General features: G+C 58.6%; 16 protein-coding genes. All 16 read right to left on the bottom strand.

The window, feature by feature from the left end:
- Window positions 1-11: 11 nt before the first annotated feature.
- A complete protein-coding gene (locus tag E2481_RS08920) occupies window positions 12-773 on the bottom strand; it encodes an ATPase domain-containing protein (protein WP_136716784.1) in 762 nt (253 codons plus the stop codon).
- Window positions 770-1,228: a CARDB domain-containing protein gene (locus E2481_RS08925; protein WP_136716785.1), complete on the bottom strand. Its 459-nt coding sequence runs from the start codon at window positions 1,226-1,228 to the stop codon at window positions 770-772. Before E2481_RS08925 ends, E2481_RS08920 begins: the two co-directional genes overlap by 4 nt.
- A 55-nt stretch (window positions 1,229-1,283) precedes the next feature.
- On the bottom strand, window positions 1,284-1,748 hold the full coding sequence (locus E2481_RS08930; protein WP_136716786.1) for a hypothetical protein: 465 nt from the start codon (window positions 1,746-1,748) through the stop codon (window positions 1,284-1,286).
- Between the two features lie 45 nt (window positions 1,749-1,793).
- Window positions 1,794-2,243 (bottom strand): flagellin, encoded by a 450-nt coding sequence (locus E2481_RS08935; RefSeq protein WP_136716787.1) that lies wholly within the window; start codon window positions 2,241-2,243, stop codon window positions 1,794-1,796.
- The gene (locus tag E2481_RS08940; protein WP_250137768.1) at window positions 2,227-3,906 is read right to left on the bottom strand and encodes a FlaD/FlaE family flagellar protein; all 1,680 of its coding nucleotides are present in this window, start codon (window positions 3,904-3,906) and stop codon (window positions 2,227-2,229) included. Before E2481_RS08940 ends, E2481_RS08935 begins: the two co-directional genes overlap by 17 nt.
- A 238-nt stretch (window positions 3,907-4,144) precedes the next feature.
- Window positions 4,145-4,663, bottom strand: a complete 519-nt coding sequence (locus tag E2481_RS08945; protein ID WP_136716788.1) for a chemotaxis protein CheD — start codon at window positions 4,661-4,663, stop codon at window positions 4,145-4,147.
- Window positions 4,664-4,668: 5 nt separating this feature from the next.
- Complete coding sequence (locus tag E2481_RS08950) at window positions 4,669-5,877, bottom strand: chemotaxis protein CheC (protein WP_136716789.1); 1,209 nt, start codon at window positions 5,875-5,877, stop codon at window positions 4,669-4,671.
- Window positions 5,878-5,885: 8 nt separating this feature from the next.
- Window positions 5,886-6,245, bottom strand: coding sequence for a chemotaxis protein CheY (cheY, locus tag E2481_RS08955; protein ID WP_136716790.1), 360 nt, complete (start codon window positions 6,243-6,245; stop codon window positions 5,886-5,888).
- Window positions 6,246-6,410: 165 nt separating this feature from the next.
- A complete protein-coding gene (locus E2481_RS08960) occupies window positions 6,411-6,905 on the bottom strand; it encodes a hypothetical protein (RefSeq protein ID WP_136716791.1) in 495 nt (164 codons plus the stop codon).
- Between the two features lie 701 nt (window positions 6,906-7,606).
- Window positions 7,607-8,299 carry a DUF7500 family protein gene (locus E2481_RS08965; protein ID WP_136716792.1) on the bottom strand — a complete coding sequence of 231 codons (693 nt, stop codon included), beginning with the start codon at window positions 8,297-8,299 and terminating at the stop codon, window positions 7,607-7,609.
- Window positions 8,300-8,391: 92 nt separating this feature from the next.
- On the bottom strand, window positions 8,392-9,090 hold the full coding sequence (locus tag E2481_RS08970; protein WP_136716793.1) for an archaellin/type IV pilin N-terminal domain-containing protein: 699 nt from the start codon (window positions 9,088-9,090) through the stop codon (window positions 8,392-8,394).
- A 261-nt stretch (window positions 9,091-9,351) separates the two neighbouring features.
- Window positions 9,352-10,074, bottom strand: a complete 723-nt coding sequence (locus E2481_RS08975) for an archaellin/type IV pilin N-terminal domain-containing protein (RefSeq protein ID WP_136716794.1) — start codon at window positions 10,072-10,074, stop codon at window positions 9,352-9,354.
- Window positions 10,075-10,283: 209 nt separating this feature from the next.
- The gene (locus E2481_RS08980; protein WP_256867891.1) at window positions 10,284-11,033 is read right to left on the bottom strand and encodes an archaellin/type IV pilin N-terminal domain-containing protein; all 750 of its coding nucleotides are present in this window, start codon (window positions 11,031-11,033) and stop codon (window positions 10,284-10,286) included.
- Between the two features lie 283 nt (window positions 11,034-11,316).
- Entirely contained in the window at window positions 11,317-11,601 is a 285-nt protein-coding gene (locus E2481_RS08985; protein WP_136716796.1) for a DUF7521 family protein, read from the bottom strand.
- Between the two features lie 138 nt (window positions 11,602-11,739).
- Window positions 11,740-12,075, bottom strand: a complete 336-nt coding sequence (locus E2481_RS08990) for an ArsR/SmtB family transcription factor (protein ID WP_136716797.1) — start codon at window positions 12,073-12,075, stop codon at window positions 11,740-11,742.
- Between the two features lie 162 nt (window positions 12,076-12,237).
- The gene (locus E2481_RS08995) at window positions 12,238-12,963 is read right to left on the bottom strand and encodes an RAD55 family ATPase (protein WP_136716798.1); all 726 of its coding nucleotides are present in this window, start codon (window positions 12,961-12,963) and stop codon (window positions 12,238-12,240) included.
- Window positions 12,964-13,030 lie beyond the last annotated feature (67 nt).

Below are 13,030 nucleotides of genomic sequence, written 5' to 3' on the forward strand. Positions count from 1 at the left end.
CTGGGCTCCTGTCAGGCGACGCTACGGCTCTCGATGACGATCCCGGTGTCCGACCGGACGGAGTACCCGACGGTGTCACCGACCTGTTCGCCCATCCCCGCGAACCGTTTCACGGAGATCTGGCGGCGAACGTCGTTCCCGACCTCGACCATCTCCAGTTCGAGGAACACGTCGGCGATCGACCGGAACGGGCCGATGGCCGACTCGTCCAGCGTCGACGGGTCGACGGTGAGAACGATGACTTTCCCCTGGGAGATCAGATCGCGGAAGAAGCCGATGATCTCCAGGGCGGCCTGCCGTTCCTCGTTCTGTCGGACCAGCGCCTCGAACTTCGGGTCGTTCCGGAGGATGGAGTCGAACGTGTCGACGATGATGACGTCGGTCGACCACATGACTTCGGCCTCCATCAGCCGCTTGAGCAGGTCCTTCCGGTCGCTGTCGTCCTCGCCGCCGGTGAGCGTGTTCGTGTCGCCGATGTCGGCGTGCAGGAACAGGCACCGCTCCTGGAGGATGTGGTCGACCATGTCGTAGGACAGCGAGTTCATCTGATCTAAGAACCCGCCGATCTCCAGTTCGGTCGACAGCATCGTCACGGAGTACCCCTCCTCACAGAGGCCGTAGGTGAACCGCTGGCTCATCGCGCTCTTCCCGGCCCCGTAGTCGCCCTCGATGAGGACGATGCTGCCCGGTGGAATCCCGCCACCGAGTTCCTTGTTGAGCCGGTCGTGATCTTCCATGCCTAGCGAATACAGGTTCTGTGTGCCGACACTCATATGTGGAATTCGAACACCTCTTCGTCCTGATTGATGATTACCTTCACGCGGTGGTCACCGCCGCCGAGGTCCTGGTTCGAGATGTTTATCCTCGCGACCTCACCAGGGCCCCACGTGGACGAATCGCTGACCAGACTCACGTCCATGTTTTCTACCGATTGATACCTCCCATTGACAAACAGGTCTATCTGAGTAGGCTCCGCCGCCAACGTCTCCGAACCGGTGTTCTTGACGTGGATCGTGATGCGGTTGTCGTTCTCGTCGTAGACGTTCGTCGACCCGCTGTCGCTGATGATCTCGATGTCCGTGCGGACGTTCTCGCTCACCGAGACGCCTCTGTCGTCGATGGCCTCGCTCACCTGCGAGATGCTGTCGGTGAACACGCCGACGACGCTCGCCGCGACGACGATCGAGGCGATAAACAGGATCATGTGTGAGACGGAGACACTCGCCATTACAGGTGCACCTCCGGCGGCCGGGGCGAGCGGTGTCGAACGGTGAGCGAGTCGCCTAGCACGAGACATCACCTGTGGGGAACGCAGTCGCCGCGACGCCCGAGCCGGTTACGACTTTGACCCGGGTGGGGACGGTGTCGATACCGTCCGTCAGCTGGACGGACAGCGGTTGTCCCGGCAGCCAGATATCAGTATCGCCGTCATCGTCGACCGTCGCAGCGTCCGCCCAGCCGGTCTGGTAGACGCCGTCGACCAGGATGTCGGTCTCTGCGAACGACAGCGTCGTCGATCCGTTGTTGGTGACGGTGACATTGACACCACAGCCGTCATCGGAACCCAGTAGCTCGGTAGATGTAACGTTGATGGCTGTTTCTTGGGTCGAATACAGCCGCTCGTCCTCCTCGCCGGTGGCCGTCTGGACCTGTTCGACGGTGTTCGAGGTCGCGGTGTAGACGCCACCGAATGCCACGAGCGTCCCGAAGACGACGATGGCCATCGACGTGCTAACGCTAAATCCCATCGCGAGCACCTCCGGAACGGCGCGGGCACTGGGTCGGTCGCACGATCAGAACACCACCAGTGAGTCACCGCTTACGATCGCGGTATCGCCGATACCGTGCTCCGCGACGATCTTGGCGCGACTCGGGTTCTCGACCCGGACCGTGACGTTGAGTTGCTCGCCCGGTGCCCACAGCGTCGTGTCGCGGTCGCCGTTTACCGCCGTCTCCGCGTCGGCGAAGTACTCGTTGTCGACGAACAGATCCGTCTCGTCGACGGCGAGCGCCCTGGCACCGGTGTTGTTGACCAGGATCGTGAGTCGGTCGGTCGAGTCGATTCGCTCGTAGGCCACGATCTCGACGGCGACGTTTTTTTCGTCGACGATCACGTCGGTCTGGTCGGTCTGGGCATCGGTGACACGCTCGAAGCTATTCGACGTTGCGCCGTAAAAAATGCCGAAACTGATGAACATCCCGGCGAAGACGATGGCCGCCGATCCGCTAATGCTGAAGCCCATCACCACCACCACGCTGCATGAGCTGCATCGCCGTCGTGTCAGCCCCGTCACCGTTGAGCTGGCTGATGAAACGGAGACTCTTGGTGTGGTGATCGATAGTCAGGGTAGCGTCACTGGTACCGGTCGTCTCGTCGAACGCGACCATGAACGAGCGGAGGTCGTCGGCGACCTCGTCGTCGATCCAGTCGATCCGGTCGTAGTAGTTGATTGCCTGTGAGGCCTCGCGGACGTTCGACTCCTGGATGAGGAAATCGAGCCACTCGACGATGACCAGATCGGTCGCGTATCCCTCCGGCAGCGTATCGAGGTACGGTTTGCCCGGCCCGCTGTCGGTCGTCTCGGTCTCGGTCGTCTCAGTCTCGGTCATCTCGGTTTCGTCGCTGGTCGTTCCGTTCTCGGCCGCCGCCGGCGCTTGCGTCTCGCCGACGTCCTCGACGCCGGACAGTTCCTCCTCGGTATCCGGGGTCTCGTCTGCCGGCACGACGTCTTCGGCTTCCGCCGCGTCGTCGCCGGGGAGGACGTCGTCGACGTCACCGGACGTGACGACTTCATCGTCGTCGTCCTCGTCTGCGGACGGGAGGACGTCGTCGGCGTCGCCGGACTCGAACATCTCGTCTCCGTCGTCGTCGAGGTCATCGCCGAGATCGTCGATTCCGTCGTCCATCTCCTCCATCCCGTCGGCATCGAGATCGGCAGCGCCTTCCTCGTCAGCCCACTCCGCGTCGCCGTCCTCGTACTCCTCTTTCAACTCCTGGAAGGATTTGGCACCCTCGCCGCCGCTCTCGTCGCCGTCGTCGAGTCCATCGCCGTCGAGCCCGCCGTCGTCGAGCGGGTCGTCCCCGCCGTCGATGTCCTCCTCGAAGCCACCGTCGTCGTCGAGCGGGTCGTCGCCGCCGTCGTCGAGGTCCTCGTCGAAGCCGCCGTCGAGGTCGCCCTCGTCGTCGTCGGGTTCGGTCAGGTCGTCGTCGAAGAACCCTTCAGCGTCGGCGTTGGCGATGTCGTCGTCGATCTGCTCTTCTTCCTCCTCGCCCTCGTCGTCGTCGAAGAGGCCGAAGCCGCCGGCGTCCATCGAACCGCCGGCACCGCCACCGCCGCCGGCACCCGGCTGGATGTCGTCGGCGAACGGGTTGACCCCGCGCGTGACCATCTCGTAGATGTCGAGCAGCTTTCGCACGTTCTCCTCGATGTCGGTCACCTGTTCGCCGATCTGTTCGTTCTCGTTCCGGACGGTGTTGACGGTCGACTGGAGGCTTCCGACCTCGTTTTCGAGTTCGTCGAGACGGTTCTCGAGCTCGTCGGTGGCCGCGCCGCCGCCACCGCCGCCACCCATGTCACCGAGGTCGTCGCCGTCGTCGTCGAACCCGCCGAAGTCGTCGTCGCCGCCGCCGAGCCCGCCGAGGTCGTCCAGGTCGTCGTCTCCTTCCTCGGACATGAGACCACCTCCGTCGCCGCCGCCACCGAGGTCGTCTCCGCCGAGTTCGTCCCCGTCGCCTTCGTTCTCGTCGGACATGATCGAGTCGAAGACGTTTTTGATACTCATTCCCACAGCGCCGCTGGCGAATGCAACCAGGACGGGTACCAGACTCTCCGGTACCGGGGAGGCCGTTTCGCTGACGGTCTGAAGGACGAGCACGACGACGTGGCTCGCGGCGAGACTGCTCATCACTGTACGTATACTAACTTGAGTAACTTCAACTTAACGCCGCTAGCTTCACAAATGATACTGTCTGAGCGTTTCATGTGGAGATTTACGCCGTAATTGGCTGCAGAGAACGTGTCTATTATCATCATTAGAAACGCTATTTGCAGGCGATATCATATTGATTGTAGTCGGCGATTACGGAGACCGTAGCCATCTATTGACTCCGTCAGACGGGTGGCTGTCACGCGGCGGTCGCCCGTCAGATGATCTGGCTGCCCTTGTTCGCGCTCTTGACGGTCAGGTCCCCCGAGTTCCCGTCGAGTTTGAGCGAGCGGCCGTGGTCTCCCCCCACGTCCTGGCTGACGATGGGGATGTTCAGGGAGTCGAGCGTCTCCTCGACCTGTTCGACGTTCCGGACGCCGATCCCCGAACCGTTCTGCGAGAAGTCGAGCATGTCGCTGCCGCCGGCGACCTTCGCCTCGATGTGTCGAGTGGACGCCCCGGCCCGTTCCATCTCGGAGACCAGCAGTTCGATGCCGGTGTCGGCGAACTTCGCTTCGTTCGTGTCGTCGACTTCGTCTGCCGAGGGCAGCATGACGTGAACCAGGCCGGCGACGCCGGCCGCCTCGTCGTACATCGCGATCCCCAGACAGGAGCCGAGACCGCTCGTCGTGAGGTTGGCCCCCGAGGTGGTCACCTCGTACTCGGCGATCCCGACCTTGAGACGCTCCTGTTGGGATTCCGTACTCGTCCCGCTCGACCCATCGTAGACCTTCATTGTTGTCAGAAGATCTTCTCGACGTCGGCCTCGGTCTCGTCCTTTCGTTCGATCTCCAGGTCGTCCAGTGCCTGTTTCAGTTCCGCGTCGTCGGGCAGAGCGTGGATCTCACAGCTGAAGTCCAGGTCGTCGGTCTGCATCCGCGACTCGATGATGAAGGCGTGAGTCTGGTGCTGTCCAACCTGGGCCGCCAGCGGGTCCATGATCGCCTGGCCCATGTCGTGGACGACTTCGGGAGGCGTGTGTTCGACGGAAGTCTGCAGGACGTTCGCCCACCCGTCGACGAACCCGCTGGTCATGATGTTGCCCATCTCCTCGATCGCGCTCTCGTGCATCGAGGTGAACCCCTCGCCGTCGGGTTCCATCGGCATCAGCGCCTCGGCGACGTTCATCGCCGACGTCTCGTCGAACAGGATCGACAGGTATCCCGACGGCGTCCCGTCGAACTCGACGACGGTCCCCACGTAGGACTTGCTGTCGACCTGTTTGGGCACGTCCTCGATGGGTGCGAAGCTGATCTGGGTCACCTCCGCATCCGTCTCGATTCCAGTCATCGCAGTGACGTTCTCGGCGGCCTTCTGCGTGCCTTCCCTGGTCATCTGGTTGAACACGGAGAGTTTGTCGACCGGGATCGCGTCGGATTGGGTGTCGGCGTTGGCGGCCATCACCTCGGCCATCTCCGTGTACTCCGGTAACATGTAGATGTAGAAGTTCAGGTCCTCCCCGGGCCAGTCGATGTGGCTCTTGAAGACGAACACCTGTTCGGAGCCCACACCATCGGCACTGGGTAACACGTCCGCGCCCGTCGCCTCGATGTACTCCGGCGGCGAGTGTTCGATCGTCGTTTCGAGGTAGTCGGCCCAGCCGTCGATGAACCCGCTCATCATGATGTTGCCGATCTCCTTGACGCTGCTTTCGGCCATGTCACCGTCGGACGAACCGCCCGGAAGCGCCTCGACGATCGGGTCCCGGCAACGCTCTTCGAAGACGAGCGTCGTATCCCCGTTCAGCACGCCCTCCATGCCGAACTGGATCCCGACGAATGGCTGGCCGGCGAGTTCCTCACCGACGTCGGCCCGGTCCATGAGGGTGATCTTGGTGACGTCGACGGCGGCGTCGATGCCGGTCATCTGCGCCATCATCGCCGTTGCCTGTTCGGCACCTTCGTAGGCCAACTGGTTGAACGTCTCCAGCGACTGGATATCGACTTGCATCGCGAGCTCTAGGCCCCGACGGCGTCCTCGATTGCCTCGATAACACTCGGTTTCTGGAAGGGTTTCGTGATGTATCCGTCCGCCCCGGCCTTGACGGCCTCTTTCATCTTCTCTTCCTGCCCGACGCTGGTACACATGATGACCGTCGCGTCCGGGTCACCGCTTTTGATCTCGTCCGTCGCCTCGATTCCATCGCGGATGGGCATCACGATGTCCATCATCACCAAGTCGGGCGACTCTTCTTTGTACACTTCGACTGCTTCGACACCGTTCTCGACCTCGCCGACGATTTGGTGATCCTCCTCCAAGATCTCCCGCAGGAGGTTCCGCATGAACTCCGAATCGTCCGCAATCAGTACCTCTGGCATAATCTGCTCGTCAGTTCCTTACCCGAATATCCCAATAAACGCTTCCCACGGATTATCGCGATTGATAGCACTGGCGGAGGGTTTTCGACGGCAAGCACTACGTCTGACGCGGCGAAAGCGGTCCGACAGTGCGAGTTTCAGCGTCGAAATCGGCCCGGGGACACGTCACCGGCCGACGGAGACCGTGGCGTTGCGTCGGTAGACGACCGTATCCGTCTCGAAACTCTGGACGCGGACCACGATTTCGGCGCGGTAGGAATCGTTTGTGAGCGTTTCAGGTGCGAACGCACGGTCGGAGAGCGCCACGCGCATCCGCCCCGTATCATCCGGGCTGAGCATTTCTGACGTCGAATCCGTGTAGTCGAGTCCGGGAACGGTGACCCGGTAGGTGAGCCTGGGACGACCGTCGATCGCAGCGACATCGACGACCGCCGGAGGCATCCGAAGGTAGTACACGCCAGTTCCGAACCGGCCGCGGTCGATCCGGAGGTCCGACGCCGGGTCCGAGGCCATGCTGACGTTGGCCGAACCGTCGCCGAGGCTGTCGGGATCACGTTGTTCGGGCGTCAGATCGACGAGTCCCACGGCCGGCCCCGAAATCAATAGGACAAACAGCATGAACCCGAGTGTCAGGACACGGATGCGCCACACGAAATCCATCTCGTTTGGGGTTGAGAAGCCAACTACCTAAAATACTCGGCCAGCCGACTGGATTGATATTCGACATGGTAATGACTGTTGATGGATGGGAAAATCATCTAACGTACAGCTAGGGCACTGGTTTGGGACCGGCACGTACAGGCGATACGCCAAAACAGAGAGGCTTTTATTAGTATCGAGGGGAGAATCGGCCCGTTTTATCGCTCAGCGAGGAATGAATGACACCGCTGGTAACCTTACGCAGCCACACCGCTATGTGGAAAGAACGGAATGAGAGATATCGGTTTATACGTGAAGTAGCAGCGCCAAAGCCTATCTGGAGAGATACTGTACGCGGTCGAAAGCAGATGGCTCTGGGTGTGAGCTCAGTAGATGGGAGTATTCGGATTCAGCGGCATATACTCAGATCCACAATATTTTGTGTTCAATCACGGAATAACCATGGCCCGGTCTATGGGTTTCTGGCATCCTTACGAATGCTCATATTCCATATAGGTTGTGAGTTCGTCCGAAGTACATCCCTCCAGAAACCCGTTTCTCCGTGGCCCTGTCCTTCTCAGTACGGGAACCGAAGGGTCGTCGATGGGACGTGTTCTCTAGGCTCTGTTTAAACAGGTAATTACAATTATAGCGGTCCGTGCCCCAGCGTTAGTCTTCAATCTGTTTCGATGCTGCCGTGAAAATGGCCCAGTGACGCAGTATCAGAGCTCTAGTCCCTGATTCTCCTTGACTTCCGCCAGCAGGTCCGCGATGGTGTCGTCGGCCGAGAGGTTCGTCGACTGGAGCGCACTTCGAAGCGCCTTGGTCGGGTAGCGGATCGGCACGTTCGCCTCCATGAGCAGGATGCCCAGGACTTGGCCCACCGGCGTGTTGCGGTCGACCTGCTGGGCGTACCACATCACGAGCGTCTCGAAGGTCGTAACGACGTCGTTCGAGACCATCCGCTGCTGGGAGACGTTCCCCCCGAAATTCGCCGTGACATCGAACGCGTAGTCGGAGTTCGATGCCTGCAGATCCTCGGACAGCCAGTTGTGAACCGAGCGCGCGTCGAGCGACTGGGACTGTGGTTGTGGCTGCGACTGAGACGGTGACTGTGATGCGGACGGCTGGTCGGCCTCCGTGTTGGGAGCCGATTCGAGGGGCGTCGGATCGTCGTTGTCGATCGCCGGGTTCGGTCCGGTCTTGTACTCGTCGCTCGCCGGGGTGTCGGCCTGTCCCGCCTCTAGCTCGCCGGCCGGATCGGTTTGCTGGTCGGTGACAGGGCCGCCCGAGGAAACGACGTAGCGACCGTCGTCGATCTCTTTGACGCGCTCGTCGTTCGAGATGTCGAGCTCTTCAGGGGAGAGAACCGGCCCCTCTTCGATGTCCGCATCCTCGTCCAGGCCCGAGGGCATAGTGTGGTAGTCAGTGACGAGCGAATATAATTCCGTTGGTTGGAGCTACATAGGTAGCATCTTGGTACTAAAAGGGAAAGCGTCGCGTACGGTTACAGCCGAACTGCCGTCTTTCCGCTCAACGATTCGGGCACAGTCAACTGGACGGTCGATGCGGTCCCAGATGACGTCGTAATGCGGAGCGAAGTCGTACTGCCCTCGTTGAGGCCACTGCCCCGAATAGTATTATCGTCGGTGATTGATTCGCCGTATGCGTTGCCAATGGCGTTATCCACACCATCCTCGGAGTCACCAACATCGATCACGATGTTAACACGGTCGTCACCACTGTTAATGACCGGTGAACCGCTACTACCAGAGAGCGAGTCGTCTTCATCCTTTATTGCATTGTGGGCGAACGCCCCGTCAACGTTTCCATTTCCATCGAAGTTGTCTTCGTGAACTAGGTCGTACGTGCCAGAATCATCGACCCACTGCATGGTGAGGCCAGTCAGATCGATATCTTGAGCACCAGGCCCCTTCGTCGCGACGAGGATGACACCACCGATCGAAGTATCACCGTCAGTAGTTGTCTTTACCCCACTAGCTTGGAGAACCTGCAGTCGATTCGTCACCTGATCACCGCTCTGTTGTCCAGTCTCCTCTGACTTGCTCTGCAGGAAGCCTGCCGTGTTGATCAGCACGCCGGCCGCAATCGCTGCGACCAGTACCATCGCAATAAACACGATCAGTGTCCCGATCCCGACCTGGCCTCTGAGCCTCTCTTTCGTTTCGTCGTCTATATCAAACATAGTATGTCTCAACCGTCCGAACGGCGAAGAGCCACCGAATCGGACTCTATAGTCTTAATAAAGGGTAGCGATGATAAGTGTAACCCGCAAATTATCGCGATCTGAATAGTGAATTCCTTTGTGTTGTCACTTTTTCGATTTCTCAGACCTTTTTGATCGAACACTCGGGGGAAAACTAATCTACGCGAATCTTCAGTGACAAATCTGCCCTCAGTAGCCACTCTCGAATGACAGATCTGCGAAAAAAGCAGTATCAGACGTTTACAGGCGAACTGCCGTCTTCCCGCTCAGCGATTCGGGCACGACCAACTGGACAGTCGATGCCGTGCTGGACGCAGTTGTGATGCGGATCGAGGCTGTCTCGCCTTCCTCAAGACCGCCAGAATTCTCACGGAGGATTGTTCCGTCAGTTTCAGTAGTAGGATCGGTTTCATATGCGCTCAGATCGGATCCCGACCCACCAACGTCTTTCGCACCAACGTCAATAACGATGTTGACGCGGTCGTCGCCACTGTTGATAACCGGCGATCCATCCTCGCCAGTCGCGTCCCGAATCGATCCGTCCTCGTCTTTGATAGCCGTTTGTGCGAAGGCCCCATCGACGTTACCCTCATACTCGTGTTCGTGGACGAGGTCGTATGTCCCAGTGTCATCAACCCACTGCATCGTAATACCTCGCAGTGCGATGTCTTCAGCACCCGGGGCCTTCGTCACGACCAAGTTCACAGCGCCGAGTCTTGGACTGGAGTCAAACGAAGCCGACGTTTTCTCACCGCTGGCCTGAAGGACTTGCAGGCGGTTCGTCACCTGTTCGCCGCTCTGTTGTCCTGTCTCTTCTGACTTACTTTGCAGGAACCCGGCCGTATTAATCAGGACGCCCGCAGCGATTGCGGCGACCAGCACCATCGCGATAAACACGATGAGTGTCCCAATTCCGACCTGGGCACGGAGCTTCTCTTTCGTTTCGTCGTCTATGTCGAACATGGGTATCACGTGCGCCCGGGAGGACAACCGCATTGTCGACCCGGACTCTATCTATAGGGAGCCAGACAAAGGGTATAAAATTGACCCAGACATTATCACCGATGAAAACAGAGATTTTAGACACAGATCACCGTCTATCCCAAATAGATCAGCAAAAAACAATACCAGAGTGCAACTCCATCCGGTGTCCCGCAAAGATAGTCAGACGATTACAACCGCGCTGCCGTCTTACCGCTCAGAGATTCGGGAACTGTAAGTTGGAGGGTAGTCGCGGTTCCCGACTGCGTTGTGATTCGAATCGAGGCTGTCGATCCCTCTTCAAGTCCGTCTTCGCTATCGCGGATTATTCGTTTGGCAACTCCCTTGTCCACATCCAGATCATCAGGGTAAGAATAATCATCTAATTCATTGTATGCATCAGCAATTCTCTTTGTTTGCTCAACAGTACTAGATTCATCATAGTCCGAGTCCCCGACGTCGATAACGAGCCGGACGCGATCATCGTTACTGTTGATCACAGGAGAGTCTTCGCCTATCGAACCGTCAGTATCTTTGACCACTGACTGAGCGAACGCCCCGTCAACGTTTCCTGTATAGACGTTTTCATGGACGAGATCGTAGGACCCAGTATTATCAACCCATTGCATCGTAATCCCTTCTATCGCAATATCCTCAGCACCCGGTGATTTCGTTGCGACCATCTCAACCCCACCGATCACGGTAGAGTCATCCTGACCAGTTTTCATACCAGTCGTTTGAAGGACTTGCAACCGATTCGTCACCTGTTCGCCGCTCTGTTGACCTGTCTCTTCGGACTTACTCTGCAGGAAGCCGGCCGTATTGATCAGGACACCGGCCGCGATCGCCGCGACCAGCACCATCGCGATGAACACGATGAGCGTCCCGATACCGACCTGCCCCCGGAGCTCCTCTTTCGTTTCGTCGTCTATGTCGAACATGGGTATCACATGCGCCCGAGTGAGCGGGAAACCGCTATGAACCCGGACTCTACTTGACGGTTCGAGAGCGTGATGATAAAATCACCTTTCTAAATATCATAACTGAAAACAGAATTAATGAGAATCGGACGATGGGTCAGAGAGCCATCCAGGAGGAGGAATAGTACAGATCCCGTGATAAGCTCGACTGATAACCAGAAGGTGTTTTTCGACAGTATCAGGAATCGAATCCGCTATCAGGGAGAAAACTGGCACTCACCGACGCGGGAAAGTGGCTGTCGGCTCACTCGTACGTGACCAGACTGTACATCACGAACAGATACCCGAAGGTCGTCAGTCCGCTGTTGACGAGCAGGAGTCGCTTTGTCCCGTCGAACTCGGTGAGAAAGGCACTGATCATCGTCGCTGCGGCCCCGGCGACTGCCAGCGAGAACCCGACCGAGAGGTGTAACATCGCATTACGTGACGTTTGGACGTACGCGCGTATCGCCATCCCGACCATGGTCAGGCCGGCGACGACGAAAACCAGGGTCGACACGGCGTAGAGGACCTCGATAAGTGCAACCATCGTTCAATAGACCACCGTAGAGACCGCCGTCTCTTAAATCCACGCTTGAAAATATCTCTGCTGATAATCCCTGGTTACACCGAGAGAGAAACCGCCGGAGGGAACGCGGGAACAGTACAGGCGGGCACAGTTGAAACCTCAGCTCTCCGAGAGGGTACGCCAGGCCTCGTCGAGTTTGTTGGTCACTTCCGACCGCTCCTCGACCGTCACCGACAGCTCGTTGGCGAAGTCGACGGTGATCTCCTCGACGTTCCGGCGGTACACCTTGATCCGTCGACGGTCGTCCGAGAGGATGTTGTCGTGGAGTTCCAGCAGGTCGTGTTCGGTCAGTTCGTCGATGCGCCGATAACACGTGGCGATCGGAATGTCGAGTTCCTCGCTGAGTCCCTGGGCCGACTGGGGCTCGTCTGTCGCCTCCAGGATCTCTGCACTGTACTTGTTCCCGAGGGTCCGGAGTATCTCAGCTGGTGGCATCTATTATCAGATAATGAATTTTCTAAAGTATAAAATTGACGGGTCAGACGGACAGAATAACGGACCCATACGCCGGGTCGTAAGGAGAGTTTTCGGAACCGAAAAACGACGTATCGGTCGGTTACGATCGTTATCGAGGGTAATAACGGTGTGTCAAAGGGGTTAGATGGGCGATTCCTCTTCGCTCATCATCGAGAAGGCACTGGCGTTCTCGTGGACCGTGATGCCGCCCTGTTCGATCTCCATGGGGAAGATGTCGGTCTCGATGTTCTGTTTGCGCATCTTCGCGACCCAGACGTACCGGTTGACGCCGGACTCGGTCGGCGTCTGGATCAGGTAGATGTTCCCGTCGGTGAGGTAGTTCTCCAGGCCGATGTCGGTGTCGGGGAACATCGCGCCCTGTTCGTTGGTCATCAGCGTCGTCAGTTCGTTCTTCCGGAGGATGTCCGTGAACTTCAGCAGGTAGGTCCGCTTTTCTTTTTCGTTCTCGAAAAAGAGCTGGAACATCGTCAGCGAGTCGAGGACGAGGCGCTGGTAGTCCTCGCCCTGGATGTCGTCGAGCAGGATGTCGAGTGAGGAGGAGAAATCGTTCTCCCGGAGCAACACCTGTTTGTCGTAGACCTTGATGTCGCCGCTCTCGACGTAGTCGTCCCAGTCCTCGAAGCCGATGGACTCGGCGGCCTCGCGGATGTCCTGGGCGTTTTCCTCGAAGGAGAGATAGATCCCTTTCTCGTCGAAGTGTTTGACGCCGTTGTAGATGTACTGGAGTCCCAGAATGCTCTTCCCCGCCCCCGGGTTGCCGCTGACGAGCGTCGTCGAGTTCGTCACGATCCCACCGTTGAGTATCGAGTCGAGCCCATCGATACCCGTCTTGGTTAGCTCTACCATTGGTTGGTTGGACGGGTATACGAGTCGGAAATTAAAAAAGCATCCGTCATCGACCTGAAAAATCGAC

This window comes from Halorientalis salina (genome assembly GCF_005049285.1).
In the GTDB taxonomy this organism is placed as follows: domain Archaea; phylum Halobacteriota; class Halobacteria; order Halobacteriales; family Haloarculaceae; genus Halorientalis; species Halorientalis salina.

What these genes read in the sequence shown, in the direction of transcription:
- E2481_RS08920 (WP_136716784.1), bottom strand. Translation starts at nt 773, where the DNA reads ATGAGTGTCGGCACACAGAACCTGTATTCGCTAGGCATGGAAGATCAC.
- E2481_RS08925 (WP_136716785.1), bottom strand. Translation starts at nt 1,228, where the DNA reads ATGGCGAGTGTCTCCGTCTCACACATGATCCTGTTTATCGCCTCGATC.
- E2481_RS08930 (WP_136716786.1), bottom strand. Translation starts at nt 1,748, where the DNA reads ATGGGATTTAGCGTTAGCACGTCGATGGCCATCGTCGTCTTCGGGACG.
- E2481_RS08935 (WP_136716787.1), bottom strand. Translation starts at nt 2,243, where the DNA reads ATGGGCTTCAGCATTAGCGGATCGGCGGCCATCGTCTTCGCCGGGATG.
- E2481_RS08940 (WP_250137768.1), bottom strand. Translation starts at nt 3,906, where the DNA reads ATGAGCAGTCTCGCCGCGAGCCACGTCGTCGTGCTCGTCCTTCAGACC.
- E2481_RS08945 (WP_136716788.1), bottom strand. Translation starts at nt 4,663, where the DNA reads ATGAAGGTCTACGATGGGTCGAGCGGGACGAGTACGGAATCCCAACAG.
- E2481_RS08950 (WP_136716789.1), bottom strand. Translation starts at nt 5,877, where the DNA reads ATGCAAGTCGATATCCAGTCGCTGGAGACGTTCAACCAGTTGGCCTAC.
- cheY (WP_136716790.1), bottom strand. Translation starts at nt 6,245, where the DNA reads ATGCCAGAGGTACTGATTGCGGACGATTCGGAGTTCATGCGGAACCTC.
- E2481_RS08960 (WP_136716791.1), bottom strand. Translation starts at nt 6,905, where the DNA reads ATGGATTTCGTGTGGCGCATCCGTGTCCTGACACTCGGGTTCATGCTG.
- E2481_RS08965 (WP_136716792.1), bottom strand. Translation starts at nt 8,299, where the DNA reads ATGCCCTCGGGCCTGGACGAGGATGCGGACATCGAAGAGGGGCCGGTT.
- E2481_RS08970 (WP_136716793.1), bottom strand. Translation starts at nt 9,090, where the DNA reads ATGTTTGATATAGACGACGAAACGAAAGAGAGGCTCAGAGGCCAGGTC.
- E2481_RS08975 (WP_136716794.1), bottom strand. Translation starts at nt 10,074, where the DNA reads ATGTTCGACATAGACGACGAAACGAAAGAGAAGCTCCGTGCCCAGGTC.
- E2481_RS08980 (WP_256867891.1), bottom strand. Translation starts at nt 11,033, where the DNA reads ATGTTCGACATAGACGACGAAACGAAAGAGGAGCTCCGGGGGCAGGTC.
- E2481_RS08985 (WP_136716796.1), bottom strand. Translation starts at nt 11,601, where the DNA reads ATGGTTGCACTTATCGAGGTCCTCTACGCCGTGTCGACCCTGGTTTTC.
- E2481_RS08990 (WP_136716797.1), bottom strand. Translation starts at nt 12,075, where the DNA reads ATGCCACCAGCTGAGATACTCCGGACCCTCGGGAACAAGTACAGTGCA.
- E2481_RS08995 (WP_136716798.1), bottom strand. Translation starts at nt 12,963, where the DNA reads ATGGTAGAGCTAACCAAGACGGGTATCGATGGGCTCGACTCGATACTC.